Origin of the sequence: Acidovorax sp. sif1233, from assembly GCF_019218755.1 — a bacterium.
Classification (GTDB): Bacteria; Pseudomonadota; Gammaproteobacteria; order Burkholderiales; family Burkholderiaceae_C; genus Acidovorax.
In genome coordinates this window covers 723,013-749,130 of sequence record NZ_JAHUWZ010000002.1, presented here as the reverse complement: position 1 = coordinate 749,130, position 26,118 = coordinate 723,013, and the positions used below count along the sequence as shown (strand labels likewise).

23 protein-coding genes and 2 tRNA genes are annotated in these 26,118 nt (G+C 65.7%); 19 read left to right on the top strand and 6 right to left on the bottom strand.

The features are described from left to right. Positions 1–41: 41 nt before the first annotated feature. From uvrB to KW843_RS10770, 16 genes are all read left to right on the top strand, one after another. The gene (uvrB, locus tag KW843_RS10845) at positions 42–2,132 is read left to right on the top strand and encodes an excinuclease ABC subunit UvrB (protein ID WP_255594660.1); all 2,091 of its coding nucleotides are present in this window, start codon (positions 42–44) and stop codon (positions 2,130–2,132) included. Positions 2,133–2,375: 243 nt separating this feature from the next. Then, the gene (iscR, locus tag KW843_RS10840; protein WP_015013980.1) at positions 2,376–2,912 is read left to right on the top strand and encodes a Fe-S cluster assembly transcriptional regulator IscR; all 537 of its coding nucleotides are present in this window, start codon (positions 2,376–2,378) and stop codon (positions 2,910–2,912) included. A gap of 113 nt (positions 2,913–3,025) precedes the next feature. Further along, positions 3,026–4,246, top strand: coding sequence for an IscS subfamily cysteine desulfurase (locus tag KW843_RS10835; RefSeq protein WP_218295120.1), 1,221 nt, complete (start codon positions 3,026–3,028; stop codon positions 4,244–4,246). Between the two features lie 36 nt (positions 4,247–4,282). Beyond that, the gene (gene iscU, locus KW843_RS10830; RefSeq protein WP_218295119.1) at positions 4,283–4,684 is read left to right on the top strand and encodes a Fe-S cluster assembly scaffold IscU; all 402 of its coding nucleotides are present in this window, start codon (positions 4,283–4,285) and stop codon (positions 4,682–4,684) included. A gap of 9 nt (positions 4,685–4,693) precedes the next feature. Beyond that, positions 4,694–5,017: an iron-sulfur cluster assembly protein IscA gene (gene iscA / locus KW843_RS10825; protein ID WP_063459049.1), complete on the top strand. Its 324-nt coding sequence runs from the start codon at positions 4,694–4,696 to the stop codon at positions 5,015–5,017. Between the two features lie 86 nt (positions 5,018–5,103). Next, the gene (hscB, locus tag KW843_RS10820; protein ID WP_218295118.1) at positions 5,104–5,622 is read left to right on the top strand and encodes a Fe-S protein assembly co-chaperone HscB; all 519 of its coding nucleotides are present in this window, start codon (positions 5,104–5,106) and stop codon (positions 5,620–5,622) included. Positions 5,623–5,694: 72 nt separating this feature from the next. Further along, the gene (gene hscA, locus KW843_RS10815; RefSeq protein WP_218295117.1) at positions 5,695–7,566 is read left to right on the top strand and encodes a Fe-S protein assembly chaperone HscA; all 1,872 of its coding nucleotides are present in this window, start codon (positions 5,695–5,697) and stop codon (positions 7,564–7,566) included. Between the two features lie 34 nt (positions 7,567–7,600). Further along, a complete protein-coding gene (gene fdx / locus KW843_RS10810) occupies positions 7,601–7,939 on the top strand; it encodes an ISC system 2Fe-2S type ferredoxin (RefSeq protein WP_218295116.1) in 339 nt (112 codons plus the stop codon). Positions 7,940–8,025: 86 nt separating this feature from the next. Beyond that, on the top strand, positions 8,026–8,739 hold the full coding sequence (dnaQ, locus tag KW843_RS10805) for a DNA polymerase III subunit epsilon (protein ID WP_218295115.1): 714 nt from the start codon (positions 8,026–8,028) through the stop codon (positions 8,737–8,739). A gap of 37 nt (positions 8,740–8,776) precedes the next feature. Then, positions 8,777–8,851, top strand: a tRNA-Val gene (locus KW843_RS10800). A 47-nt stretch (positions 8,852–8,898) separates the two neighbouring features. Further along, positions 8,899–8,973 (top strand) — tRNA-Val (locus KW843_RS10795). Positions 8,974–9,155: 182 nt separating this feature from the next. Next, positions 9,156–10,193 carry a histone deacetylase family protein gene (locus KW843_RS10790; protein ID WP_218295114.1) on the top strand — a complete coding sequence of 346 codons (1,038 nt, stop codon included), beginning with the start codon at positions 9,156–9,158 and terminating at the stop codon, positions 10,191–10,193. Positions 10,194–10,223: 30 nt separating this feature from the next. Further along, positions 10,224–11,321, top strand: a complete 1,098-nt coding sequence (locus tag KW843_RS10785) for an NAD(P)/FAD-dependent oxidoreductase (protein ID WP_218295113.1) — start codon at positions 10,224–10,226, stop codon at positions 11,319–11,321. A gap of 141 nt (positions 11,322–11,462) precedes the next feature. After that, the gene (locus KW843_RS10780; protein ID WP_010458410.1) at positions 11,463–11,765 is read left to right on the top strand and encodes a DUF883 family protein; all 303 of its coding nucleotides are present in this window, start codon (positions 11,463–11,465) and stop codon (positions 11,763–11,765) included. A gap of 42 nt (positions 11,766–11,807) precedes the next feature. Beyond that, a complete protein-coding gene (locus KW843_RS10775) occupies positions 11,808–12,203 on the top strand; it encodes a phage holin family protein (RefSeq protein WP_218295112.1) in 396 nt (131 codons plus the stop codon). After that, a complete protein-coding gene (locus KW843_RS10770) occupies positions 12,203–12,532 on the top strand; it encodes a hypothetical protein (protein ID WP_218295111.1) in 330 nt (109 codons plus the stop codon). Before KW843_RS10775 ends, KW843_RS10770 begins: the two co-directional genes overlap by 1 nt. Positions 12,533–12,655: 123 nt before the next feature. Here the strand turns inward: KW843_RS10770 and KW843_RS10765 are convergent, their stop codons facing one another. Continuing rightward, positions 12,656–13,708, bottom strand: coding sequence for a quinone-dependent dihydroorotate dehydrogenase (locus KW843_RS10765; RefSeq protein ID WP_218295110.1), 1,053 nt, complete (start codon positions 13,706–13,708; stop codon positions 12,656–12,658). 37 nt (positions 13,709–13,745) lie between these two features. Here KW843_RS10765 and rpiA point away from each other — a divergent pair, with 37 nt between their 5' ends. Further along, a complete protein-coding gene (gene rpiA / locus KW843_RS10760) occupies positions 13,746–14,435 on the top strand; it encodes a ribose-5-phosphate isomerase RpiA (RefSeq protein WP_218295109.1) in 690 nt (229 codons plus the stop codon). Between the two features lie 115 nt (positions 14,436–14,550). On the opposite strand, the gene KW843_RS10755 is transcribed toward rpiA, so the two are convergent. From KW843_RS10755 to KW843_RS10735, 5 genes are all read right to left on the bottom strand, one after another. After that, positions 14,551–15,210 carry a glutaredoxin family protein gene (locus KW843_RS10755; RefSeq protein ID WP_218295108.1) on the bottom strand — a complete coding sequence of 220 codons (660 nt, stop codon included), beginning with the start codon at positions 15,208–15,210 and terminating at the stop codon, positions 14,551–14,553. A 73-nt stretch (positions 15,211–15,283) separates the two neighbouring features. Then, the gene (locus KW843_RS10750; protein WP_218295107.1) at positions 15,284–17,329 is read right to left on the bottom strand and encodes a M3 family metallopeptidase; all 2,046 of its coding nucleotides are present in this window, start codon (positions 17,327–17,329) and stop codon (positions 15,284–15,286) included. Positions 17,330–17,401: 72 nt separating this feature from the next. Next, positions 17,402–18,256: a bifunctional methylenetetrahydrofolate dehydrogenase/methenyltetrahydrofolate cyclohydrolase FolD gene (folD, locus tag KW843_RS10745; protein WP_218295106.1), complete on the bottom strand. Its 855-nt coding sequence runs from the start codon at positions 18,254–18,256 to the stop codon at positions 17,402–17,404. A 72-nt stretch (positions 18,257–18,328) separates the two neighbouring features. Beyond that, positions 18,329–18,955: a response regulator transcription factor gene (locus KW843_RS10740; RefSeq protein ID WP_218295105.1), complete on the bottom strand. Its 627-nt coding sequence runs from the start codon at positions 18,953–18,955 to the stop codon at positions 18,329–18,331. Continuing rightward, a complete protein-coding gene (locus KW843_RS10735; RefSeq protein ID WP_218295104.1) occupies positions 18,952–21,513 on the bottom strand; it encodes a PAS domain S-box protein in 2,562 nt (853 codons plus the stop codon). Before KW843_RS10735 ends, KW843_RS10740 begins: the two co-directional genes overlap by 4 nt. A gap of 168 nt (positions 21,514–21,681) precedes the next feature. On the opposite strand from KW843_RS10735, the gene aceE reads away from it, so the two are divergent. Continuing rightward, entirely contained in the window at positions 21,682–24,405 is a 2,724-nt protein-coding gene (gene aceE, locus KW843_RS10730) for a pyruvate dehydrogenase (acetyl-transferring), homodimeric type (protein WP_218295103.1), read from the top strand. 17 nt (positions 24,406–24,422) lie between these two features. Then, positions 24,423–26,108, top strand: a complete 1,686-nt coding sequence (gene aceF, locus KW843_RS10725; RefSeq protein ID WP_218295102.1) for a dihydrolipoyllysine-residue acetyltransferase — start codon at positions 24,423–24,425, stop codon at positions 26,106–26,108. The last annotated feature ends 10 nt before the right edge of the window (positions 26,109–26,118 follow it).

The following is a 26,118-nucleotide window of genomic DNA, read 5'->3' as shown; positions in this document are numbered from 1 at the left end:
CGATTTTAACGGCCTGCCCCTCCCACTCGTTGACTGCACCCATGCCGGATATCACACAGGTCATAACGGAAAAGCAAGACGGCGAATTCGTCCGTTTCCCCGATTCCCCCTTTGAATTGTTCCAGCCCTATCCGCCGGCGGGAGACCAGCCGGAGGCCATCAACAAGCTGGTGGAAGGACTGCGCGATGGCGAGGCCTTCCAGACCCTGCTCGGGGTGACGGGCTCGGGCAAGACCTTCACCATGGCCAACGTCATTGCCCGCATGGGGCGCCCGGCCATCGTGTTCGCGCCCAACAAGACCCTGGCCGCGCAGCTGTACAGCGAGTTCCGCGAGTTCTTCCCCAAGAACGCCGTGGAGTACTTCGTGAGCTACTACGACTACTACCAGCCCGAGGCCTATGTGCCCCAGCGCGACCTGTTCATCGAGAAGGACAGCGCCATCAACGAGCACATCGAGCAGATGCGCCTGTCGTGCACCAAGAGCCTGATGGAGCGAACCGACGTGGTCATCGTGGCCACGGTGTCGGCCATCTATGGCATCGGCGAACCCGAGAGTTACCACCGCATGGTGATGACTTTGCGCACCGGCGACAAGCTGGGCCAGCGCGACGTGATCGCCCAGCTGATCCGCATGCAGTACCAGCGCAACGAGGCGGACTTTTCACGCGGCAAGTTCCGCGTGCGGGGCGACACCATCGACGTGTTCCCGGCCGAGCATTCGGAGCTGGCCATCCGCATCGAGCTGTTCGATGACGAAGTGGAGAGCCTGCAGCTGTTCGATCCGCTCACCGGCCGCGTCAAGCAGAAGATCCCGCGCTTCACGGTCTACCCGAGCAGCCACTACGTGACGCCGCGCGACAAGGTGCTGGCCGCCGTGGAGACCATCAAGCTCGAACTGGCCGAGCGCCTCAAGCAGTTGCTGGCCGATGGCAAGCTGGTGGAGGCGCAGCGCCTGGAGCAGCGCACGCGCTTCGACCTGGAGATGCTCAGCGAAGTAGGGCACTGCAAGGGCATCGAGAACTACACGCGCCACCTGTCGGGCGCCGCGCCGGGCGATCCGCCCAGCACGCTGACCGACTACATGCCCAAGGACGCGCTGATGTTCCTGGACGAGAGCCACCAGATGATCGGCCAGCTCAATGCCATGTACAGCGGCGACCGCTCGCGCAAGACCACGCTGGTCGAATACGGCTTTCGCCTGCCGTCGGCGCTGGACAACCGCCCGCTCAAGTTCGAGGAGTTCGAGCAGCGCATGCGGCAGGTGATCTTTGTCACCGCCACGCCGGCAGACTACGAGCGCACCCACTCCGGCCAGATCGTCGACCAGGTGGTGCGGCCCACCGGCCTGGTGGACCCCGAAGTGGAGGTGCGGCCCGCCACCCATCAGGTGGATGATGTGCTGCAGGAAATACGCATTCGTGTGGAAAAGCGCGAACGTGTACTCATTACCACGTTGACCAAGCGCATGGCGGAGCAGCTCACCGACTACCTGACGGACAACGGTGTGAAGGTCCGCTACCTGCACAGCGACGTGGACACGGTCGAGCGCGTGGAGATCATCCGCGACCTGCGCCTGGGCGCGTTTGACGTGCTGGTGGGGATCAACCTGCTGCGCGAGGGGCTCGACATTCCCGAGGTGTCCCTCGTGGCCATCCTGGATGCCGACAAGGAGGGCTTCCTGCGGGCCGAGCGCAGCCTCATCCAGACCATTGGCCGCGCGGCGCGGAATCTGAACGGGCGGGCCATCCTGTATGCCGACCGCATCACCGATTCCATGAAAAAAGCCATGGGCGAGACGGAACGCCGCCGCATCAAACAGATCGCACACAACGAGGCCCACGGAATCACTCCGCGCAGCATTGTCAAGCGGGTAAGAGACCTGATTGACGGCGTCTACAGCGAGAAAGCCGGTAAGGACGCCGAGCGGCTGGAGCAGGAAGCCATGCAGCGCGCCAAGGTGGAGGACATGTCCGAAAAGGATGTGGCGCGCGAAATCAAGCGGCTCGAAAAGCTCATGCTCGAGCATGCGCGCAACCTGGAATTCGAGCAGGCTGCCCGGGTGCGCGACCAGCTCACGCGTCTCAAGGACCAGGCATTTGGCGCGCATGGCAGCGATTCGGTGGCCTTGTGAGGGCATGTCGAAGACCGGGCGAATACACCACAGGTCAAATGACGACCGGTTGGTTTTTTAACCCGACAAATTCGATAGGGATTTGTGTTATACTTGCACAAAATACTCAAGAAAAAAGCCCAGCGATGAAGGGCTCCGTGCCAGGCAACTGTGCGGAGTAAGGGGCGGAGACGGTGCCTTGCTGGCCATCAGCCAGCGAAGGCGGTTTCTACAACGAACAAGCCTTAGCACAAGGAGCTTGCGATGCGTCTCACAACCAAAGGCCGGTTTGCGGTCACCGCCATGATTGACCTGGCCCTGCGCCAGAACAATGGTCCCGTCACGCTGGCCGCGATCAGCCAGCGCCAGCAGATTTCGCTGTCGTACCTGGAGCAGCTTTTTGGCAAGCTGCGCCGCCACGAACTGGTCGAGTCTACCCGTGGTCCTGGCGGCGGCTACACGTTGGCCCGCAAGGCAGGCGATATCACGGTGGCGGACATCATCGTTTCGGTGGACGAACCCATTGATGCCACGCAATGCGGCGGCAAGGAAAACTGCCTGGGCGAAGCGGGCCGCTGCATGACGCACGAGTTGTGGGCATCGCTCAACCAGCGCATGGTGGAGTTCCTCGATTCCGTCACGCTGCAAAAGCTGGTGGATGAACAGCTGGCCAAGGGCGTGCAGATCGAAGACAAGCCGGTGGTGCGCCGGGCGATTTCGACGACCCCGGTGGTCAAGCCCATCCGCGTCAACGCGCCCAATTCGGTGTTCGCACTGGGCAACGTCTTCGCGAAATCCTGATACCCGGGGCTCCGCTGCCGGCCCTGGGGTCGGCAGCGCCCTGAACGAGTTTTCAAGCATCGTTTCGTTTCTTATTTTTAGCTTGCCAGCCAGCAACTATCACTGAGCCAGCCATGGACATGACCCCGCACTTCCCCATCTATCTCGACTACGGCGCCACGACCCCGGTGGACCCCCGCGTGGTGGACGCCATGATTCCCTGGTTGCGCGAGCACTTCGGCAACCCGGCATCGCGCAGCCACGCCTGGGGCTGGGAGGCGGAGGAAGCTGTCGAGAAGGCGCGCGTGCAGGTGGCGGATCTGATTGGTGCGGATCCGCGTGAAATCGTCTGGACCAGCGGCGCCACGGAGTCCATCAACCTGGCCTTGAAGGGCGCCGCGCAGTTCTACAAGGGCAAGGGCAAGCACCTCATCACGCTCAAGACCGAGCACAAGGCCGTGCTGGACACCATGCGCGAGCTGGAGCGCCAGGGCTTCGAGGCCACCTACCTGGACGTCCAGGAAGACGGCCTGGTCAATATGGACGCCCTGAAGGCCGCCATCCGCCCCGACACCGTGCTGATCAGCATCCTGTTCGTGAACAACGAGATCGGGGTGATCCAGGACATTCCCGCCATTGGCGCGCTGTGCCGGGAAAAGGGCATCCTGCTGCACGTGGATGCCGCGCAGGCCACGGGCCGCGTCGAAATCGACATGAACACCCTGCCCATCGACCTGATGAGCATGACCGCGCACAAGACCTACGGCCCCAAGGGCGTGGGCGCGCTGTATGTGCGCCGCAAGCCCCGCGTTCGGCTGGAAGCACAGATGCACGGCGGCGGCCACGAGCGCGGCATGCGCTCGGGCACCTTGCCCACGCACCAGATCGTGGGCATGGGCGAGGCCTTCCGCATCGCCAAGGAAGAAATGGCCGAGTCCAACGCCAAGGCGCACGCGCTGCAGCAGCGTCTGCTCGATGGCCTGAAGGACATCGAGCAGGTGTTCATCAACGGCAGCATGGAGCGCCGCGTGCCGCAGAACCTGAACATGAGCTTCAACTTCGTGGAAGGTGAATCGCTCATCATGGGCATCAAGGGCCTGGCCGTGTCGTCGGGTTCGGCCTGCACGTCCGCCAGCCTGGAACCCAGCTATGTGCTGCGCGCCCTGGGCCGCAGCGACGAACTGGCGCACAGCAGCCTGCGCATGACCATTGGCCGCTTCACGACCGAGGAAGAGATCGATTACGCGATCTCCACCATCCGCGAGAACGTGGCTCGCCTGCGTGAGCTGAGCCCGCTGTGGGAGATGTACAAGGACGGCATCGACATCAGCACCATCCAGTGGGCTGCGCACTGAATCCCGGAATTTCGAAGAATTGAAGAGGTACACATCATGGCTTACTCAGACAAAGTGGTTGACCATTACGAAAACCCCCGCAACGTGGGTTCGTTCGACAAGGGCGACGATTCGGTGGGCACCGGCATGGTGGGTGCGCCTGCCTGCGGCGACGTGATGAAGCTGCAGATCAAGGTGAACCCCGAAACCGGCGTGATCGAGGATGCGCGTTTCAAGACCTACGGTTGCGGCTCCGCCATTGCCTCCTCGTCGCTGGTGACCGAATGGGTCAAGGGCAAGACGCTGGATGAAGCAGCGGCGCTGAAAAACAGCGAGATCGCCGAGGAGCTGGCCCTGCCGCCCGTCAAGATCCACTGCTCCATCCTGGCGGAAGACGCCATCAAGGCCGCCGTGCTCGACTACAAGACCAAGCACGCGGCAGCCGCCACCGCTGCTTGAGTGAGAGATATGGCCATTACGCTGACAGAAGCCGCTGCCCGGCACGTCAACCGCTATCTTGCCCGGCGCGGCAAGGGGCTGGGGGTGCGCCTGGGTGTCAAGACGACCGGCTGTTCGGGGCTTGCCTACAAGCTGGAGTATGTGGACGATTCCGAGCCCGAAGACATCGTGTTTGAAAACCACGGCGTCAAGGTGCTGATCGATCCCAAGAGCCTGGCCTATATCGACGGTACCGAACTCGACTTCGTGCGCGAAGGCCTCAATGAAGGCTTCAAGTTCAACAACCCCAACGAGCGGGACCGCTGCGGTTGCGGAGAGAGCTTCCGCGTTTGAGCGCCTGCCGACGCTTTTTTCGTGAAACCGCCAACGCGCTCTCCGTGCTGGCGGTTTTTTGTTGACCCGCACCTCGCGACCTGTGCATGAACCTGCAATCCGACGACTTTGAACTGTTTGGCCTCGAGCGCCGTTTCGCGCAGGACCGTGGTGCCATCGATGCGCGCTGGAAAGAGCTGCAGCGCGAAGCACATCCCGACAAGTTCGCGGCGCAGGGCGCGGCCGCGCAGCGCGTGGCCATGCAATGGTCGGTGCGCATCAACGAGGCCTACCAGCGCCTGAAGGATCCCCAGCGCCGCGCCGCCTACCTGTGCGAGCTGCACGGGGCCCCGATCCGCGCCGAGGACAACACGGCCATGCCGGCGGCGTTCCTCATGCAGCAGATGGAGTGGCGCGAGGCGCTGGAAGATGCCCGCGCCGAGAGCGAACTCGATGCGCTCGAGGATGGCGTCGCCCAGGCCCGCCGTGCCGCGCTGGCGCAGTGCGAGCAACTCATCGACCAGCAGCAGGACTACGCGGGTGCCGCCCGGCAGGTCAGAGCCCTCATGTTCATTGCGCGATTTGCGGACGACATTGAACGCCGCCGAGAGCAACTGGGACAATAGAGCGGTTTTGCTTTCCCCCTGGGGCCCCGTTCGTATGGCGGCGGACTCCACCACGTTGAGACCCGAAATTTCATGGCGCTTCTGCAGATTTCCGAACCCGGCCAATCCCCCGATCCGCACCAGCGGCGCATTGCCGTCGGCATTGACCTGGGCACCACCCACTCCCTGGTCGCCGCCGTGCGCAATGGCGTGTCCGAATGCCTGCCCGATGCGCAGGGCAGGGTGCTGTTGCCCTCGGTCGTGCGGTACCTGGAAAAGGGTGGACGCCAGATCGGATACGACGCCGTGGCAGCGCAGGCCCAGGATGCGCGCAACACCATCGCCTCGGCCAAGCGCTTCATGGGGCGGGGCCTGAAAGACGTGGCGGAGGCGGGCAAGCTGCCCTACGACTTTGTTCCCGCCAGCGAGGCGGGGGAGCAGGGCATGGTCAGCCTCGCGACGGTAGACGGCAACAAGTCGCCCGTCGAGGTCAGTGCCGAAATCCTGGCGACTCTGCGCTACCGGGCCGAGGACACCTTCAATGACGACCTCTACGGTGCCGTCATCACCGTGCCCGCCTACTTCGACGACGCCCAGCGGCAGGCCACCAAGGACGCGGCCAAGCTGGCGGGCATCCACCTGCTGCGCCTCATCAACGAGCCGACGGCCGCAGCCATTGCCTACGGCCTGGACAATGCGAGCGAGGGGGTCTACGCGGTGTACGACCTGGGCGGCGGCACCTTCGACATCTCCATCCTGCGCCTGACGCAGGGCGTGTTCGAGGTCATCGCCACGGGCGGCGATTCCGCGCTGGGCGGCGACGACTACGATGCGGCCCTGGCGGACTGGGTGCTGCAGCAACTGGGCCTTCAGGCCGTCACCCCGGCGGACAAGTCGGCGGTGCGCATGGCGGCACGCGCCTGCAAGGAAGCCTTGACTGCTATAGATTCAGTAGCATTCAGCGCACACCTATCAAGCGGTGGCGTGCATTTCGATGTCAAAAAATCGGACTTCGAGGCCATCACGGCCGAACTGACCGCGCGCTCCATGGCGGCGGTGCGCCGCGCGCTGCGGGACGCCCATCTGGGGCGTGACGAGGTGAAGGGCGTGGTGATGGTGGGCGGCTCCACCCGCATGCCGCAGGTGCGGCAGGCGGTGGCCGCCTTCTTTGGCAAGGAACCGCTGACCAACCTCAACCCCGACGAAGTCGTTGCGCTGGGTGCCGCCGTCCAGGCCAACCAGCTGGCGGGCAACAACACGGCGGGCGACCTGCTGCTGCTGGACGTGATTCCGCTGTCGCTGGGCATCGAAACCATGGGAGGCCTCGTGGAGCGCATCGTCGCGCGCAACGAGACCATTCCCACCGCCAAGGCGCAGGACTTCACCACCTACAAGGACGGCCAGACAGCGCTGGCGGTGCATGTGGTGCAGGGCGAGCGCGACCTGGTGCAGGACTGCCGCAGCCTCGCGCGCTTCGAGCTGCGCGGTATTCCGCCCATGGCCGCGGGCGCGGCGCGCATCCGCGTGACCTTCACCGTCGATGCCGACGGCCTGCTGAGCGTGAGCGCCAGGGAGCAGGGCAGTGGCGTGGAGGCTCGCATCGACGTGAAGCCCTCCTATGGCCTGTCGGACGACCAGATTGCGCGCATGCTGCAGGACGGCTTTGCCACGGCTGCCCAGGACGTGAAGGCCCGCGCGGTGGTCGAGGCCCGCGTGGACGCGGACCGCATGCTGATCGCCACCCAGAGTGCCCTCGATGCCGACGGCGATGTCCTCTCCACCCGGGAGCGCGCCGAGATCGATGCGCTGATGGTGGCATTGCGCCACCAGCGGGATGCGCAGGATGCCGCCGTCATCGAAGCCGCCACCGATGCACTGGCCAAGGGCACGGAAGCCTTCGCCGCGCAGCGCATGAACCGTGGCATCCGCCAGGCGCTGGCTGGCAAGAACGTGCAGACCTTGTAAGCCCCGGACAAGAAGCAATAAGAGCCCACACCCCATGCCCGTCATCAAGATCCTTCCCCATCCCGAGTACTGTCCCCAGGGGGCCGAAATCACCGCGCCCGCCGGCACGTCGATCTGCGAAGCCCTGCTCGACAACCACATCAACATCGAGCACGCCTGCGACATGAGCTGTGCCTGCACCACCTGCCACGTCATCGTGCGCCAGGGGCTGAACTCGCTCAACGAGGCCGAGGAAGAGGAAGAAGACCTGCTCGACCGCGCCTGGGGCCTGGAGCCACAATCGCGCCTGTCGTGCCAGGCCATCCTGGCGCAAACCGATCTGACCGTGGAAATTCCCAAGTACACGATCAACCATGCCAAGGAGAACCACTAGATGAGCGCAGCGCCGGGCCGCCCCAGGCAAGCTGGCGCCCCCTTGGGGGGCAGCGAGGACACGAAGTGCCGAGCGTGGGGGCGCGTATGACCCGCCAGATCGTTCTCGACACCGAAACCACCGGCCTTTCGGCCGACAGCGGGGACCGCATCATTGAACTGGGCTGCGTGGAGCTGCTCAACCGCAAGCTCACCGGCAACAACCTGCACCTGTACTTCAATCCGGGCCGCGACAGCCATGAAGATGCGCTGAAGGTGCACGGCATCAGCAACGAGTTCCTGAAGGACAAGCCCAGGTTCGCCGAGGTGGCGGACGAGATCCTGCAGTACCTGCAGGGGGCGGAGATCATCATCCACAACGCGGCGTTCGACGTGGGCTTCCTGAACAAGGAGCTGGAACTGACGGGACGCCCGGGCTTTCGCACGTACGTGGAGAGCGTGACCGACACGCTCGCCATGGCCAAGGAGATGTACCCGGGCAAGCGCAATTCGCTCGATGCCCTGTGCGACCGGCTGGGCGTGGACAACTCCGGCCGCACCCTGCACGGGGCGCTGCTGGATGCCGAGCTGCTGGCCGATGTCTACATCAACCTGACCCGTGGCCAGGATGCCCTGCTCATCGCCGATGATGCGCAGGAAGGCAGCGACGGCCTGAAGGTGGCCGCCATCGACCTGCGGCTGCTGAGCCTGCCCGTGCTGCGCGCCAGCGAGCAGGAGCAGACGGCCCATGCCGAAGTGCTGGCGCAGATCGACAAGGCCAGCGGAGGCAAAACAATTTGGAGAACTGTCCAGGCAGCCTGAAAAGCTGTGCCATAATAGAAGGCTGTCACAGCGACACGGGTGATTAGCTCAGCGGTAGAGCACTGCCTTCACACGGCAGGGGTCACATGTTCGATCCATGTATCACCCACCACGCTTGTTGACGGCCTCGCGACACACCCTGTTCAGGGTGCCAGCGACGGGTGATTAGCTCAGCGGTAGAGCACTGCCTTCACACGGCAGGGGTCACATGTTCGATCCATGTATCACCCACCAATTCAACCCCTGCAGATCTCTGGTCTGCAGGGGTTTTTTCATGGGCCGGGGCCTCCAGGGCCCATTTGGCGGCCGGGCGCCGCAAAGCGGCTACAGTGTCAGCCTCGAGTCCATGGCGGGACTGCCCCGCGGGAAGGCCACCCTGGCCTGCCACGGGCTTCCTTTGCCGACACGCCTGACCCATGATCACCTTTCACAACCCGCTGCACCAGGGACACGCTCCCACCCACGAATTCTTTCGCGGCGAACGCGTTCCCTGCTTCGAGAAGCCTGCGCGCGTGGACTATGTCGAAGAGGCACTGCGCGCGCGGGGCCACGGCCTCACGGCGCCGGATGTGGACAGCGGGCCCGTGCTGTCCCAGGTGCATGCGCAGCGCTATCTGGCCTTCCTGCAGACGGCCTGGCAGCAATGGATGGCGCTGGACCCCGCGAACGCCGATGTGCAGCCTTTTCCATCCGTGTGGCCCGTGCGCACCCTGCGCAGCGATCTGGAGCCGGAGAACTTCGTGGCGCGGCTTGGCCTGTACTCCATGGACAACGGCACGCCCATGGCCCCCGGCACCTGGGCGGCGGCCAAGGCAGGCGCGGATGCGGCCGCCAGTGCCGCCACCCGGGTGGCGCGGGGTGTGGGCGCGGCGTTTTGCTGCACACGCCCGCCAGGCCACCATGCCGGCCCGGACTTCATGGGGGGCTACTGCTTCCTGAACAACGCCGCCGTGGCGGCGCAGGTATTGCGCAACGAGGGCGCCCGGCGCGTGGCCCTGCTGGATGTCGACTATCACCATGGCAATGGCACGCAAAGCATCTTCTACGACCGCTCCGACGTGCTGTTCATCAGCATGCATGGCGACCCGCGCACGGAATACCCCTTTTACCTGGGCCATGCGGACGAAACCGGGTCAGGAGAGGGCGCGGGCTTCAATCTGAACCTGCCGCTGCCGGCCGGCACCAGCGCCGCCGCCTGGTTCGATGCGCTGGAAAGTGCCTGTGCGCGGATCGCCAGCCACGGGGCCGATGCCCTTGTGGTCTCGCTGGGGCTCGACGCGTTCGAGGGCGACCCCATTTCCCGCTTCGCACTCGCCTCGTCCGATTTCACCCGGCTGGGCGCGCGCCTCGCACGCCTGGGGCTGCCCGCTGTCTTCGTCCTCGAAGGTGGCTACGCGGCGGCCGAGCTGGGAACCAATGCCGTCAATGTGCTCGACGGCTTCGAGCAAGGCTGAGCACCGAAGGGCAAGGACGAGGGCGAGCGAATGGCGGATGTAGTCGACTGTGTGGTGGTGGGGGCGGGCGTGGTCGGCCTGGCCGTGGCCCGGGCCCTGGCGCTGCGGGGCCGCGAGGTCATGGTGCTGGAATCCGCGGATGCGATAGGCACCGGCATCAGTTCGCGCAACAGCGAGGTCATCCATGCCGGGCTGTACTACCCCACCGGGTCGCTGAAAGCGCGGCTGTGCGTCCAAGGCCGGGACATGCTGTATGCCTACTGCGCCGAGCGTGGCGTGCCCCACCACCGCTGCGGCAAGCTCCTGGTGGCAACCTCGTCGGGTCAACTGCCTGGTCTTGAGTCCATCCAGGCACGGGCGCAAGCCAACGGCGTGCCGGATCTGCGCTGGCTCGGCCGCCAGGAAGCGCAGGCGCTGGAGCCCGCGCTGGAATGCGTCGCTGCATTGTTTTCGCCCAGTACCGGTATCGTGGACAGCCACGCTTTGATGCTCGCGCTGCAGGGCGACCTGGAGCATGCGGGGGGACTCGTGGCCCTCAATTCGCCCCTGGCGCAAGCGGAATGTGCGCAGAATGCTATTGATTTGATAGCGTCCGATGGCACGCGTTTGCGAGCCCGTACCGTGGTCAATGCCGCGGGTCTGCACGCCCCCGGGCTGGCCCGCCGCTTTGCGGGGCTGGGAGCGGATCATGTGCCCCGTGCCCACTACGCCAAGGGCAGCTATTTCACGCTGTCTGGCAAGGCACCCTTCAGCCGCTTGATCTACCCCGTGCCCGAGGCTGCCGGCCTGGGCGTGCACCTGACGCTGGATCTGGGCGGGCAGGCCAAGTTCGGCCCCGACGTGCAGTGGGTTGATTCGCCGGACGACCTTTTGGTCGACCCCGCACGCGGGGACGCGTTCTACGCCGAGGTCCGCAAGTACTGGCCCGAGCTGCGCGACGGAGCGCTGGCGCCCGGCTATGCGGGCATGCGCCCCAAGATCCATGGCCCCGAGGAACCTGCGGCGGACTTCATGATCCAGGGGCCCGCGGTGCACGGCGTCCCGGGCCTGGTGAACCTGTTTGGCATCGAATCCCCCGGCTTGACAAGCGCTCTGGCCATTGCGGACCATGTAGCCACGCTGGTCTGATCTGCGGCAAACCATTTGCAATCCGTAACCTCTTGCGTCGCCGTCCTACGAAGCGGGGCGGGGGCAGGTGACTAAGATGAACCCGAGTCCTGTTCCGGCAGGGATGATTGATTTTTTTGTGTTGCTTCAAGAAAGGCTTGTATGACTGCTTCCGACACCACCACCACCCAGGGCGAACTGGAAAAGCTGGTTTCTGATCTGCGGGGGCTTCTCGCCAACAAGGATCTCGACGCGGTCCCTGAAATCAAGCTGCTGCGCCAGCGTCTGGACGACGGCATGCACAACGTGCGCGAATCCGCGGTGCGCGCGGCGCAGGATGCGGCCCGCCAGGCCAAGGATGCCGCCCTTGCGGCCGACCGCTATGCGCACGATGAACCATGGCGCGTGGCCGGGGCCGCGCTGGCCGTCGGCGCCCTGGTGGGCTTCCTGCTTGCGCGGCGCTGATTCCGGCCTGCCGCGCACGGCCGCACAACGCAGAGGTTGCACATGAACTGGCTTTCCCTTCTGGGGCTGGAGGCCCTGGTGGCCCGCTGGCGCGCCAACGTGATCGAAGGCGCCATCGCGGCGGAAGACCGCATGGACCTCGCACGCCTGGAGTGGCAGGATCAGAAGCAGCGCCTGCAGCAGATGCTGGTGCTGACCATTGTGGTGGCGGGGCTCACCGTGGTGGCCTTGATCATGCTCTCGCTGGCGGTGCTGGTGCATTTCTGGGATACCCCCCAGCGCACCCTGGTGGCCTGGCTCGTGGCAGCCGTCTGGACTGTCGGCTGGGCCGCCACGCTCATGTCGCTGGTTTCCGTCGTGCAGAAGGCGGGCCAGGGCTTTGCCCTTACCCGGCGCGAGCTGGCGCAGGACTGGCGTGACATCAAGGAGCGTTTGTAATGACTGCGACGAACTCATCGACCACTGCCCCGCAAGCCGTGGTTCCCGAGCCCACCATGGCCCAGCAGCGCGTGCTGGACCGGATTGCCACGCAGCGCGAACGCTTGCGCGCCCGCAGGGCGGCCCGGGCACAGTCGCTGGCATTGGCGCAGCGGGACCAGGGTGACGGCGGCCTGGACGAGTCCCTGGTGCTGCGCGCCGCGGGATTCGCCCGGGAACACCCCCTGGCGGTGGCGGCCATGGCCGGCGTCGCCGTCGTGGCGGGGCCGCGCCGGCTGATTCGCTGGGCCGGCGTGCTGCTGCCCATGCTGATGCGGTTGCGGCGCTGACCGGCCTTGCCGGCACCTTGCCGGGCGGCCGGCAGGAGCCTGCGTTCTGTCCCACGGCAAAAGAGCCGCCCAGATGGGCGGCTCTTTTTTTGGGGGCCTGGCGCGCGGGTGGCGTGCCGTGGCTCAGCCCATGGCCTTGATGGCCTTCGCGGCCTTCGCCACCAGCGCGGGGCCTTCGTAGATCAGCCCGGTGTAGATCTGCACCACATCGGCGCCGGCGCGGACCTTGCCCACCGCATCCTCGGCGCTCATGATGCCACCCACGCCAATGATGGGAAAACGGCTGCCCAGGGCCGCGCGCAGCTGGCGTATCACCTGGTTGCTGGCTTCAAGCACCGGGGCGCCGCTGAGCCCGCCGATTTCCTGCGCGTGGCGCAAACCCTGCACGGCCGCGCGGCTGATGGTGGTGTTGGTGGCGATCACGCCGTCCATGCCATGGCGCTGCAGCGTGGAGGCGATCACGGACACCTGGGCTTCATCGAGATCCGGGGCAATCTTCACGAACACCGGTACGCGCCGCGCGTGCCGCGCCGCCAGGGCTTCTCGGCGCTCGGCGATCGCGCCCAGCAGCGCGTCCAGCGCCGCATCGCTCTGCAGCGCGCGCAGGTTCTGGGTGTTGGGCGAGCTGATGTTGACCGTGACGTAGTCCGCGTGCGGGTACACGCCGTCCAGGCAGGCCAGGTAGTCGCTGGTGGCGTTCTCGATCGGGGTCGTGGCGTTCTTGCCGATATTCAGGCCCAGCAGCAGGGGGTGTTTGCGGCTCTGCGAGCGAAAGCGGGCCTGCTGCACGTTGTGCAGGAACGCATCCAGCCCTTCGTTGTTGAAACCCAGGCGGTTGATGAGCGCGCGCGCTTCGGGCAGGCGGAACATGCGTGGCTTGGGGTTGCCGGGCTGCGCCTTGGGTGTCACGGTGCCCACTTCCACGAAGCCGAAGCCCATGGCGCCCAGTGCGTCGATGCAGCGGGCGTTCTTGTCCAGCCCCGCCGCCATGCCGACGCGGTTGGGAAACGTCAGGCCCGCCAATTCGACAGGGTCGTCCACGGTTTCATTGCACCAGGCCCATTGCAATGGCGTGCGCTGTCCGCGCGCCAGCATGTCCATGGTGAGCTCGTGGGCGGTCTCGGCATCGAGGCCGAAGAGAAAGGGGCGGGTGAGGGCGTAGGGGATCAGGGACATGAGGGGATAATTCAAGGTTTCCCCCTGATTTTCTCCCATGACGACCTCCACCTCCCTGACCCAAGATGAACTCAAGACCCTGGTAGGCCAGGCCGCGCTGCAATATGTGGTGCCCGGCGAGATTGTGGGGGTGGGTACCGGCTCCACCGTCAACAAGTTCATCGACGCGCTGGCCACCATCAAGGACCAGATCAAGGGGGCGGTATCGAGCTCCGTGGCCAGTACCGAGCGCCTGAAGGCGCTGGGCATTGCGGTGTTCGATGCCAACGAAGTCCAGGCCCTTTCGGTCTATATCGATGGTGCCGACGAAATCGACGGCAAGGGCCACATGGTCAAGGGAGGCGGCGCGGCGCTGACGCGCGAGAAGATCGTCGCAGCGCTGGCCAGCCGTTTCGTGTGCATCGCCGACGAATCCAAGCTGGTTCAGGCACTGGGGCAGTTTCCTTTGCCCGTCGAGGTGATTCCGATGGCCGCCAACCACATAGCGCGGCGTTTTGTGGCGATGGGCGGCCAGGCGCAGCTGCGGCTGCGGGATGGCCAGCCCCTGGTGACCGACAACGGCCAACACATCCTGGACGTCCGGGGGCTCTCGATCACGGACCCGCTGGCGTTCGAGTCCGACATCAACCAGTGGCCGGGCGTGGTGACGGTGGGTGTCTTTGCCCACCAGAAGGCGTCGGTCTGCCTGCTGGGCACGGCGCAAGGGGTGAAGACGCTCACTTATTGAGCCCGGGGCCTGGCGGCGGGCACGGACGCATGTCCGCCGGAATGGACAAAGGGGCCTGAAAAGGCCCCTTTGTCCTGGCGGCCGCCGGCCCGCCCGTTCCCAGGGAGAGGGACGCTCAGAATCTGATGCCCGCCGGATTGCTGGGCGACGGCCCCTCATTGGCCGGAGCCGGGGGGCGCACCCTGGGTACTGCGGACGCCGGGGCCGACGCTGCAGCCGCTGCTGTTGCAGGCTCCACGGCCTTGATGGCCACCAGAGGGGTGGGGGCAGGCTGGCGGTAGTTGCCGGGCAGCTGCGATTGCTTGGGATAGCCTGCAGCATCCAGGTACTGCGTCCATTCCCCTTCAGAAAAACCCGCGAGCTGCTGGCCGCCGATGGTGCCAAAGGGCAGGCTGGAGTTGCCGCTCAGGCGCTGCAGTGCTGCGATGTCCTCGTTGCTGGACACGGTGCGCTCGGTGAACGGTATGCCGCGCGACGTGAGCAGATTGCGCGCGGAGGTGCACGGCGGGCAATCGTTGCCCGTATAGAGCGTGACGGGAAAGCGGCTGGCGGTCTGGCGCAGATCGTACGGCAGCGCGGCGTTGGCCGCTGCGGGCGGCGCAGCGGCTGCCCGCGCGGGCTGGGCGCTGGCGTCGGCCGGCGGGCGGTCCGAAAACGTCACCTTGCCATCCGGGCCAACGATCCGGTAGACGCCTTGCGCCTGGACGCTGGCGCTGGCCAGCACCATCAGCAAGGATGCCAGCAGGGGGGCGGTCAGCGGATTGTGCATCTTCATTTTTCTCACTCCATACAGGATCGATCGTCGGCCCCGGGCGCAGTGCAAGCTGCCCTGGGTGCCATGGATTCGCTCAGGCCGTCGACTCTTCGGCCATGCCCTGATGGCGCAGCAGGGCATCCAGGCTGGGCTCGCGGCCCCGGAAGGCCTTGAAGGACTCCATCGCGGGGCGGCTGCCGCCGGCCTCCAGGATGGCCTCGCGGTAGCGGCGGCCCGTTTCGGTGCTGGGCAGCCCATCGCTGCCGGCCGTTTCTTCGAAGGCCGCATAGGCATCGGCGCTCAGCACCTCGGCCCACTTGTAGCTGTAGTAGCCGGCGGCGTAGCCACCCGCGAAGATGTGGCTGAAGGTGTGGGCCGTGCGGCTGAAGGCCGGCGGCTGCAGCACGGCCACCTCGCGGCGCACCTGGTCGAGCAGCGGCATGATGTCCTGTGCCGGGTCGTGCTCGGTGTGCAGCAGCATGTCGAACAGCGAGAACTCGATCTGGCGCAGCGTCTGCATGCCGCTCTGGAAATTCTTGGCGGCGATCATCTTGTCGAACAGCGCGCGGGGCAGGGGTTCGCCCGTGTCCACGTGGGCCGTCATGTGCTTGAGCACGTCCCACTCCCAGCAGAAGTTCTCCATGAACTGGCTGGGCAGCTCGACCGCATCCCATTCCACGCCGCCGATGCCCGAGACGTCGCGCTCGTTCACCTGGGTCAGCATGTGGTGCAGGCCGTGGCCGAACTCATGGAAAAGGGTGATCACGTCGTCGTGCGTGAGCAGCGGCGGCTTGCCGTCCACGCCGCTGGCGAAGTTGCACACCAGGTGCGCCACGGGGGTCTGCAGCACGCCGGTGTCGGGGCGCAGCCAGCGGGTGCGCACGTCGTCCATCCAGGCGCCGCCGCGTTTGCCCGTGCGGGCGGGCTGGTCCAGATAGAACTGGCCCACCAGCGTATTGCCGCGCTCGATGCGGTAGAACTCCACGGCGGGGTTCCACACCGGCGCGCTGTCGCGGCGGATGGACACCTCGAACAAGGTTTCGATGATCTTGAACAGGCCCGCCAGCACCTTGGGCGCCGTGAAGTACTTCTTGACTTCCTGCTCGCTGAAGGCATAGCGCGCCTCCTTGAGCTTCTCGGAGACGTAGGGCCAGTCCCAGGCCTGCGGGTCGGTCAACGACAGCTTCTCGGCCGCGAACGCACGCAGGTCGGCGACGTCCTTCTCGGCATAGGGGCGGGCGCGGCGCGCCAGGTCGCGCAGGAACCCGATCACCTGGTCCGGCGACTGGGCCATCTTGGGCACGACGGAGACTTCGCCAAAGTTCGCATAGCCCAGCAATTGGGCTTCTTCGCGGCGCAGTGCCAGGATCTCGCTGATCAGTGCCGTGTTGTCGAATTTGCGCGCATCGCCCTCGGCCTGGTCGGAGGCGCGGGTGACGTAGGCGCGGTAGAGCTTCTCGCGCAGATCGCTGCGGGTGGCGAATTGCATCACCGGCAGGTAGCAGGGCATCTTGAGCGTGAGCTTGTAGCCGTCCTTGCCGTCGGCCTGCGCCGCCGCCCGCGCGGCCTGCTGCACATCGGCGGGAATGCCGTCGAGTTCCTCGGCGCTCGCGTAGTAGGCGTATGCGTCTGTCGCATCGAGGGCGTTCTCGCTGAATTTCTGGCTCAGCTCGGCCTGGCGTTCCTGGATCTGCGCGAAGCGCTCCTTGGCGGAACCCGTCAGCTCCGCGCCGCTGAGCACGAAATTGCGCACGGCATTGCGGTGGGCCTGCCGCTGCTCGCCCGTCAGGGTGGCAGGGTCGATGGCCTTGTACTTGGCATACAGGCGTTCATCGGCACCCAGGCGGGTCCAGAACTCCGTCACCCTTGGCAGGGCGGCGTTGTAGGCCGCGCGCAGTTCCGGCGTGTCGGCCACGCTGTTGAGATGGCTGACGCTGCCCCACGCGGTTCCCAGCTGCTCGGTCGCCACGTCCAGTACCTTGGCGATCGCGTCCCAGCGCGCCGGAAAGTCCGGTGCGGTGACTGTTTCCAGCGCCGCGTTGGCGCGCTCCAGCAGGACGTCGACGGCAGGGGCCACGTCCTGCGGTGCGATGCGGTCGAAATGGGGAAGGTCCGAGAAGTCGAGGAGGGCGTTGCTCATGCGAAATCAGATGGCGCCAGATGGCGCGAGTTCAAGTTGCAAAGCAGCCGGCATCGACGGCACTGACCCAGGTCAGTGCGCTGCGGTGCGCTCGGCGGCTTCGATGGTGTTCACCAGCAGCATGGTAATGGTCATGGGGCCAACCCCGCCAGGCACGGGGGTGATCCAGCCGGCCACTTCCTTGACGCCGTCAAAGTCCACGTCGCCGCAGAGCTTGCCTTCGTCGTTGCGGTTCATGCCCACGTCGATCACCACGGCGCCGGGCTTGACCATGTCGGCGGTCAGCACATTGCGTTTGCCGACCGCCGCCACGATCACGTCGGCCTGCAGGGTTTGCGCCTTGAGGTCCTGCGTGGCGCTGTGGCAGATGGTGACGGTGGCGTTCTGGCCCAGCAGCATCAGCGCCATCGGCTTGCCCACGATGTTGCTGCGACCGATGACCACGGCGTGTTTGCCCTTGAGGTCGTAGCCGATGCTCTCCAGCATCTTCATGCAGCCGTAGGGCGTGCAGGGCCAGAAGCCGGGCATGCCGGTCATCAGGGCCCCGGCGCTGGCGATGTGGAAGCCGTCCACGTCCTTGGCGGGCGAGATGGCCTCGATCACCTTCTGCGCGTCAATGTGCCGGGGCAGGGGCAGTTGCACCAGGATGCCGTGGATGGCGGGGTCGTTGTTGAGGGCTTCCACGCGGGCCAGCAAGGCGGCCTCGGTCATGTCGGCCTCGTATTTTTCAAGGACGGAATGCAGGCCACCGTCTTCGCAGGCCTTGACCTTGTTGCGCACGTACACCTGGCTGGCGGGGTTGTCGCCCACCAGGACCACCGCCAGCCCGGGCGTGGTGCCCCGGGCCTTCAGGGCGGCGGCGCGTTGCGCCACGTCGGCGCGCAGTTGGCGGGAAAGGGCATTGCCGTCGATGAGTTGGGCGGTCATGTCAAAAAATATCCGTCAAATCGGGCTCTGGCGCTTTATTGGAAAGCGCGAGCAGCTATCAAAAAAATAGTATTACGCCTTGGGCGCGTTCTGGCCCAGCGCGATCTTGAGCAGGTCGGCCACGGTGTTGGCGTTGAGCTTTTCCATGATGTTGGCGCGGTGCGCCTCCACCGTCTTGATGCTGATGCCCAGATCGTCCGCGATCTGCTTGTTCAGGCGGCCGGCGACGATGCGCTCCAGAACCTGCGCTTCGCGGCTGGTGAGCTTGGACAGCAGGGCATCGCGGCTGGCGGCCTGCTGGTAGCCCGCGAAGGCCTCGCGGGCGTGGTCCAGCATGCGCTCGACCAATCCGACCAGTTCTTCCTCGTCAAAGGGCTTCTGGATGAAGTCGAGCGCGCCCTTCTTCATGGTGTTCACCGCCATCGGCACGTCGCCGTGGCCGGTGATGAACACGATGGGCAGGGGCGACTTGCGCTCGATGAGGCGGTCCTGCAGCTCCAGGCCCGTCATGCCGCCCATGCGGATGTCCACGATCAGGCAGGCCACCTCGCGCGGGTCGTAGCGCGACAGAAACGTTTCGGCCGAATCAAAGCAACGCACCCGGTAGTCCTTGCCTTCCAGCAGCCACTGCAGGGAATCGCGAACTGCTTCGTCGTCGTCTACAACGTAAACAGTGCCTTTTTTCGGAATCAAGCTCATGCAATTGTCCTTGGGTTTCGTACGTGTGCTACAGAATTTGTAGTGGCATCAGCAGGCTTGGCAAGCGGCAGCCAGAAGGAGAACCTGCAGCCTGTGACCTCCGATCCATTGTAGAGGTTCTCCGCCTGCATCCGGCCCTGGTGCGACTCGACGATGCTGCGGCACAGATTGAGGCCCATGCCCATGCCTTCTTCCTTGGTGGAGAAGAAGGCTTCGAACAGCCGTTCGAGCACCTCGGGCGCCAGGCCCTTGCCGGTGTCCTGCACGGAGAACTCCACCACCTCGCGGTCCTCGATGTGCTTGGGCACGACGCGCAGCTCCACGCTGCGCCCGGACGGGGGGCGGCTGGCGTGCTGGATGGCCTCGGCGCCGTTCTTCATGAGGTTGACCAGCACCTGTTCGATCAGGATGGTGTCGGCCATCACGGGCGGCAGGCGGGCGGCTACGTAATGCGTGAGGCGCACGTTGTGGCGGCGCAGCTCGATGTCGGCCAGCTCCACGGCTTCGTTGACCATCGAGTGCACGTCGGCCAGGGTACGGTTGGGCTCGCTCTTCTTCACGAAGGCGCGGATGCGCTGGATGATCTGGCCCGCGCGCTGCGCCTGGTGGGCCGTCTTCTGCAGCGCCGTGAGGAGCGCCTCTTCGGTGAGCTGGCCGCTCTGGATGCGCGAGACCATGCCGCTGCAGTAGTTGTTGATGGCCGTGAGCGGCTGGTTGAGCTCGTGCGCCACGCTGGAGGCCATTTCGCCCATGGTGATGAGGCGGCTCACCGACTGCGCGCGCTCGGCCTGGCGCGCCGCCTGCTCCTCGGCCTGGCGGCGGGGGGTGATGTCTGTGGCGATCACCATCTGGGCCAGGCGCCCGTCCACCCAGTTGAGGTAGCGCGAGCGCACTTCCAGCCACTTGCCCAGGTCGGGCAGGTAAATCTCGGCGTTCTCGGTGCGGGCGCTGGTCAGCGGGTCGGTCGGCAGGCCCATGAGGCCGTCCTCGTCGTCCATGCCCCGGTGGTCGGTGCCCGCCACGGGCACCACGCCGGCCTGGGCGACCAGCTGCAGGTGCCCGCCGGTCTGCGAGCCGAACCATTGGCGGTAGAGCTTGTTGGCGAACAGCAGCTCTTCGCTGCCCAGCGGGGCCACCGACACCGACGCGTCCAGCGATTCGAGCACGATGGTGAAGCGTTCGTGCGATGCCGAGAGCTGCTCGCGGATGCGGTTGGGCTCGGTGATGTCGGTCATCGACGTCATCCAGCCCGTTTGCTGGCCGTGCGCATCGATCAGAGGCGAGACATACAGGCGGGCATCGAACAAGGTGCCGCTCTTGCGCCGCACCCGCACCTGAAAGCCGCCCACGATGGTCTTGCCGGACAGCTCGTCGCGCAGCTTGGCGTGCAGGGCTTCGTGGTCGGAGTCGGGCCAGTAAGGGAAGGGCGCCTTCAGGCCCACGAGTTCCGCCTCGCTCCAGCCTGTCATCTGGCAGAAGGCGGCGTTCACATAGGTGATGCGGCCTTCCATGTCCAGCGCACGCATGCCGGTGAGGATGGAATTCTCCATCGCGCGGCGGAAATTCGTCTCGGCCACCAGGGCCTGTTGTGCCTGCATGCGGCGGCGGGTGTGGCGCCAGGTGGCGATCAGCATCCATGCCGTCATGGCGGAAAGCGTGCCCACCAGCCAGAAAAGCCCGCTGCCGACCACGCCCAGCGAGGTGCGGTAGGCCTGGGCCTTGAGCACCAGCCCGTTGCCCACGGGCGACACGGGCACCTCGTATTCATTGGCGCGGGGCGTCCAGGGCAGGAGCTGGGTGGCGGTGTTGCGCGGGCCCAGGGGGGTGCCCGCCAGAACCTGGTTCTTGCCGTCCAGCAGCGTGACGGCGTAGCGCGCCAGCACTTCGGTGGGCGTGCCATAGCGCAGCAGGCTGTCGATGGAGTATTCGCCCAGCACCACGCCGCTGAACTTGCCCTGGTTGTTCAAGGGCACCTGCAGCTGCAGCAGCGGCGTCGAGTCGCCCGAGGTGGCGGCCGGCTGGGCGTACACCGGCTGCTGCAGGTCGCGCGCCAGCCCGAAGGTGTCGGCGGTGTCGCCCGGCTTGAGCACTTCGCCCGCGATGCGCAGTTCGCTGCTGGCCAGCGTGGGGGCCGCGTGGCTGGCGCGGATGCGGCGGCGCTCGTCGATCCAGGTGATGGCCTGCAGCTCGGGGTACTGGCTGATCAGGGTTTCGGCGCGGCTCACGAATTCCGTGCGCTCCAGCTCCTGGTTGGACAGGTCGCGCGCGATGCGCATGAGCTGTTCCTGCCGCTCCAGCAGCCGCAGCCGCACGCGCTGTTGCGCATATTCCACATCGCGCCGCAGGGCTTCCTGCTCGCGCTCGGCCTCCTCGGCGCGCAAATACCAGAACGCGGCCACGATGGCCGCGAGAAACATCAGCACGGCGGCCAGCGGCGCCAGGGCCGCGAACCGGTCCTGCCGTGTGGGCGACAACCCGCGCCACCACTTGCGCCACCAGCGGGCGGGCGCGGCCACGACCATGGCGGTGGGGGAAGACGTGGGGGGCAGGGAGTCCATGTTCCAAGTGTAGGGGAGGCGATGCCCGGTGTTGGAACGGCGGGTCAATGTGCGTTTGCAGCATTTTCTTGTAATGTGAAATGAATAAGCACCATTTGAAATTATCAAAAAATATGCGAAACTAGAGCCAACGTACTAAATTGCTGCCACACCTACAGGAGACAAAGCATGTCAGCTCAGCCCGACCCCCAGGCCGGAAACGGCGCCGCGCCCGCCACCGACACCGACCAGCAGGAAACCCGTGAGTGGATGGATGCGCTGTCCGCCGTCATCGACAAGGAGGGGGCCGAGCGCGCCCACTACCTGCTGGAGCAATTGCTGGAACATGCCCGCCAGAACAGCGTGGACCTGCCGTTCTCGGCCAACACCGGCTACGTGAACACCATCGAGCCCGGCCAGGAGGCACGCAGCCCCGGCAACCTCGAAATCGAACAGCGCCTGCGCGCCTACATGCGCTGGAACGCCATGGCCATGGTCGTCAAGGCCAACCGCCACCATCCGCCCGAAGGCGGCGACCTGGGCGGCCACATCGGCTCCTTTGCCTCGCTGGCCAGCATGTTCGGCGCCGGCTTCAACCATTTCTGGCACGCCGAGAGCGAGAACCACGGCGGTGACCTGCTCTACATCCAGGGCCACGTATCCCCCGGCATCTATGCCCGCGCCTACCTCGAAGGCCGCCTCTCCGAAGACCAGCTGCTCAATTTCCGCCAGGAAGTGGACGGCAAGGGCCTGTCGAGCTACCCGCACCCCAAGCTCATGCCCGAGTTCTGGCAGTTCCCCACCGTGTCCATGGGCCTGGGCCCGCTGATGGCCATCTACCAGGCGCGTTTCCTCAAGTACCTGCACGCCCGTGGCATCGCCAACACCGAGAACCGCAAGGTCTGGGTGTTCTGCGGCGACGGCGAAATGGACGAGGTCGAATCCCTGGGCGCCATCGGCCTGGCCGCGCGCGAGAAGCTCGACAACCTGGTGTTCGTCATCAACTGCAACCTGCAGCGCCTGGACGGCCCCGTGCGTGGCAACGGCAAGATCATCCAGGAGCTCGAAGGCGAGTTCCGTGGTGCTGGCTGGAACGTCATCAAGCTGATCTGGGGCAAGGGCTGGGATGCGCTGCTGGCCGCCGACAAGGACGGCGCGCTGCGCAAGCTCATGATGGAAACCAACGATGGCGACTACCAGGCCATGAAGGCCAACGATGGTGCCTACGTGCGCAAGAACTTCTTCGGCCGCGACCCGCGCACCCTGAAGATGGTCGAGCACATGACCGACGACGAGATCTGGAACCTGCAGCGCGGCGGCCATGATTCGCAAAAGGTCTATGCCGCATTCCATGCCGCGCAGAACCACGGCGGCCAGCCCTCCGTCCTGCTGGTCAAGACCGTGAAGGGTTTTGGCATGGGCAAGATCGGCGAGGGCAAGAACACCGTCCACCAGACGAAGAAGCTCAGCGACGAAGACATCAAGGCCTTCCGCGACCGCTTCAACATCCCCGTCCCGGACAGCCAGCTCGCCGAGCTGCCTTTCTACAAGCCGGCCGACGACACCCCGGAAATGAAGTACCTGCACGAGCGCCGCAAGGCCCTGGGCGGGTACCTGCCGCACCGCCGCGTGAAAGCCGACGAGAGCTTCACCGTGCCCGCGCTGGACACCTTCAAGGCCATCCTGGAAGCCACGCCCGAAGGCCGCGAAATCTCCACCACGCAGGCTTACGTGCGCTTCCTCACCCAGCTGCTGCGCGACCAGGCCCTGGGCCCGCGCGTGGTGCCCATCCTGGTGGACGAGGCCCGCACCTTCGGCATGGAAGGCCTGTTCCGCCAGATCGGCATCTACAACCCCGCTGGCCAGCAGTACACCCCGGTCGACAAGGACCAGGTCATGTACTACAAGGAAGACAAGGCCGGCCAGATCCTGCAGGAAGGCATCAACGAAGCCGGCGGCATGAGCAGCTGGATCGCGGCGGCCACCAGCTACAGCACGAACAACCGGATCATGATCCCGTTCTACGTGTACTACTCCATGTTCGGCTTCCAGCGCATCGGCGACCTGGCCTGGGCGGCGGGCGACATGCAGGCGCGTGGCTTCCTCTTGGGCGGCACCTCGGGCCGCACCACGCTCAACGGCGAAGGCCTGCAGCATGAAGACGGCCACAGCCACATCCTGGCCAACACCATCCCCAACTGCGTGAGCTACGACCCGACCTTCGCGCACGAAGTCGCGGTGATCATGCACGACGGCATGAAGCGCATGGTCGAGCGCCAGGAGAACGTCTTCTACTACCTGACGCTGCTGAACGAAAACTACCCCATGCCCGGCCTGCAGCCTGGCACCGAGGAGCAGATCATCAAGGGCATGTACCTGTGCAAGCAGGCGCCCGCACTGCCCAAGGATGCGCCCACGGTGCAACTGCTGGGCAGCGGCACCATCCTGCGCGAATCGTTCTTTGCACAGGAGCTGCTCGAAAAGGACTGGGGCGTGGCCGCCTCGGTGTGGAGCTGCCCGAGCTTCAACGAACTGACCCGCGACGGCCAGAACGCCGAGCGCTGGAGCCTGCTGCACCCGACCGAAGCGGCCAAGGTGCCGTTCGTCACGCAGCAACTGTCCGCATCGCAAGGCCCCGTGGTCGCGTCCACCGACTACATGAAGGCCTATGCCGAGCAGATCCGCCCCTTCATCCCCAAGGGCCGCACCTACAAGGTGCTGGGCACCGACGGCTTTGGCCGCAGTGACTTCCGCAGCAAGCTGCGCGAGCACTTCGAGATCAACCGCCACTACATCGTGGTTGCTGCACTCAAGGCGCTGAGCGAAGACGGCGTGCTGCCCGCCACCAAGGTGGCCGAGGCGATTGCCAAGTACAACATCCAGGCCGACAAGGTCAACCCGCTCTACGCATAAACCGAACGGAGACAACAATGGCATTGGTAGACATTCAAGTCCCGGACATCGGGGATTTCGACGAAGTGGGCGTGATCGAACTGCTGGTCAAGGTGGGCGACACGGTCAAGGCCGAGCAGTCGCTCATCACCGTGGAGTCCGACAAGGCCTCCATGGAGATTCCATCCAGCCACGCAGGCGTGGTCAAGGAACTCAAGATCGCCCTGGGCGACAAGGTCAAGCAGGGCTCCGTGATCGCCGTGGTGGAAGCCGCCGACGCGGGCGCTGCGGCCGCAGCCCCGGCGGCGGCATCTGCACCCGCTGCCGCCCCGGCTGCAGCCCCCGTGGCCGCAGCCGCGCCTGCGCCGGCTGCGCCCGCCGCAGCCCCTGCGGCTGCGGGCCCGGTGGAAGTGCGCGTGCCCGACATCGGCGACTTCAAGGACGTGGCCGTCATTGAACTGCTGGTCAAGGTGGGTGACACCATCAAGGTCGAGCAGTCGCTGTTCACCGTCGAATCCGACAAGGCCTCCATGGAGATCCCTTCGCCCGCCGCCGGCGTGCTCAAGGAGCTCAAGGTCAAGATCGGCGACACCGTCAACATCGGCGACCTCGTGGCCCTGCTGGAAGGCGTGGCGGGCAGTGCGCCTGCTGCAGCTGCAGCACCCGCAGCGCCGGCGGCGGCTCCCGCTGCTGCGCCTGTTGCCGCCCCCGCACCGGTTGCTGCAGCCGCTGCACCGGTCGCCGCCACGGCCTCCGTGCCCGCCCACCAGCCCGGCACGCCCACCGTGGGCCTGCCCCACGCCAGCCCTTCCGTGCGCAAGTTCGCCCGCGAGCTGGGCGTGCCCATCGACGAGGTCAAGGGCACCGGCCCCAAGGGCCGCATCACGCAGGACGATGTGCAGTCCTTCACCAAGCAGGTGATGGCGGGTGCCACCCAGACCAAGGCGCAGGCTGCCAAGGCGCCTGCAGCGGCGGGCGGTTCCGGCGTGGGCCTGGACCTGTTGCCCTGGCCCAAGGTGGACTTCACCAAGTTCGGCCCCGTGGAGCGCAAGGACCTCTCGCGCATCAAGAAGATCAGCGGTGCCAACCTGCACCGCAACTGGGTCGTCATCCCGCACGTCACCAACCACGACGACGCGGACATCACCGACCTCGAAGCCTTCCGCGTGCAGTTCAACAAGGAAAACGAGAAGAGTGGCGTCAAGGTCACCATGCTCGCCTTCATGATCAAGGCCGCCGTGGCCGCGCTCAAGAGGTTCCCCGAGTTCAACAGCTCGCTTGACGGCGACCAGCTGGTGCTCAAGAACTACTTCCACATCGGCTTTGCGGCCGACACGCCCAACGGCCTCGTCGTGCCCGTCATCCGTGACGCCGACAAGAAGGGCATCGTCCAGATCTCGCAAGAAATGGGCGATCTGGCCAAGAAGGCCCGCGACGGCAAGCTCGGCCCGGCCGACATGACCGGCGGCTGCTTCTCCATCAGCTCGCTGGGCGGCATTGGCGGGCGCTACTTCACGCCCATCATCAACGCTCCTGAAGTCGCCATCATGGGCGTGTGCAAGAGCAGCCTGGAGCCTAAATGGGACGGCAAGCAGTTCGCGCCGCGCCTCATGCTGCCTTTGAGCCTGAGTTGGGACCACCGCGTGATCGACGGCGCCAGCGCTGCGCGCTTCAACGTGTACTTTGCCTCGCTGCTGGCGGACTTCCGCCGCATCGTGATGTAACGAAAGGGCA